We start from the raw sequence: 1,519 nt of genomic DNA, 5'->3' as shown, positions 1-1,519 counted from the left end.
CCAAAGAAAAATTTCTTTTTAGAGCTTGCGCCAATAATGAATCATGGAAAAAATACTTCATCTTCAAACTATATGGTTTCAATGATCAAGTGGTTTACAATACTAATTTTAACATCAGCAATAATTAACATAGCTCAAGAGTCAATTGGAATAACAACTGAGCCCCCAATTTCTGAAAATGACCTGATACAATTTTTTGATGTAACAAAAGCACCACTAATTGAAGAGATTGGGTTCAGAGTTCTTTTAGTTGGAGTTCCTTTATTTGCAATTTATTCTCATAAATCATCAATAAAGCATTTTTTCAAATCATTATGGCATCCATATGAAAATCTACACGTAGACAATAAGACCAAAGCCATTGTACTAATAGTTCTGGTTGCAGTATTTTTTGGAATAGCCCACATTATTTCGGGAGAAGCATGGAGTAGTGGAAAGTTTACACAAGCTGCTGCTAGTGGAATTATTATTGGATGGGTTTATTTCAGATATGGTTTAGCACCAGCACTATTGATTCATTGGGCAACAAATTATTTTATTTTCTCATATGTTTATCTGATTGCAGATATTAATTTTGTAACAATTAATGAGGCATTTTCACATTCAATGCTACTAACATTTGAAATAATTTTTGTCATCGGAGGAATCGTTTCAGTGGCAATGATGATTATTCATCGTAAAAATTCTCAAAAAGAAGAGAAATTACAAATTTAGGGCTACCTTAAGACCTTTGTATCGATTTCTAATTGTAACTTCAGTGACTCCTGCTGCCTCAGCAACATCTCTCTGAGTTTTATTTTCACCATTAGTTACACATGCAACGTACAAGGCAGCTGCTGCCAAACCCATTGGATCTTTTCCAGCAGAGATTTTTACCTCTTCAGCTGTTTGTAAGATCTTTGTTGCTTCACGTTTTGTTTTTTCTGATAATCCCGCTTTGCTTGCAATTCTTGCCACACATTTGATAGGATCAACTACGGGCATCTTAAGACTGAGTTCACGAAGTAGTAATCTATAACATCTGGCAATATCTTTTCGCTTGATGTTGCTTGCACCACCAATATCTTTGAGAGTTCGTGGTGTTTCAGTATCACGACATGCAGCATAAAGTGCTGATGCAATTAATGCAGAAATTGAACGACCCCTAACAAGTCCCTTTTCTAATGCTTTTCTGTAAATGTATGCAGCCTTTTCAATTACTGCATCTCCGACAGCAAGTTTGTCTTTTAGTCTATCTAATTCACTGAAGGCCTGTCTAAAGTTTCTATCAACTGGTTCATGAACCTGACTTCGACTATCCCAGGTTCTAAGTCTTTCAATGGTACTCTTCATTGATGCAGATAATGGCTTTCCTGTAGCATCTCTATCTGCAGGGCCAATAATTGTTGCAAGACCCATATCATGCATTGCAAGAGAAGTTGGCACGCCTGCTCGACTTCTCCCTTCATGTTCATCTTTTGAGAATGAACGCCATTCAGGGCCTGACTCTTCAACCTTGTCAGTAATAACAAAGCCACAT

General features: G+C 36.5%; 2 protein-coding genes. One reads left to right on the top strand and one right to left on the bottom strand.

The features are described from left to right. A partial coding sequence (locus C6988_RS10730; RefSeq protein WP_220463439.1) for a CPBP family intramembrane glutamic endopeptidase occupies positions 1-714 on the top strand: 714 nt, incomplete at its 5' end. Here the strand turns inward: C6988_RS10730 and tfb are convergent. Continuing rightward, the coding region (gene tfb / locus C6988_RS10725; protein ID WP_182135434.1) for a transcription initiation factor IIB at positions 703-1,519 on the bottom strand (817 nt) is incomplete at its 5' end. The two genes, C6988_RS10730 and tfb, sit on opposite strands and share 12 nt — an antisense overlap.

The organism is Nitrosopumilus sp. b1 (assembly GCF_014078545.1).
Taxonomy (GTDB): domain Archaea; phylum Thermoproteota; class Nitrososphaeria; order Nitrososphaerales; family Nitrosopumilaceae; genus PXYB01.
The sequence above is the reverse complement of the archived record's forward strand: the minus strand, read 5'-3'. Positions and strand labels throughout refer to the sequence as shown.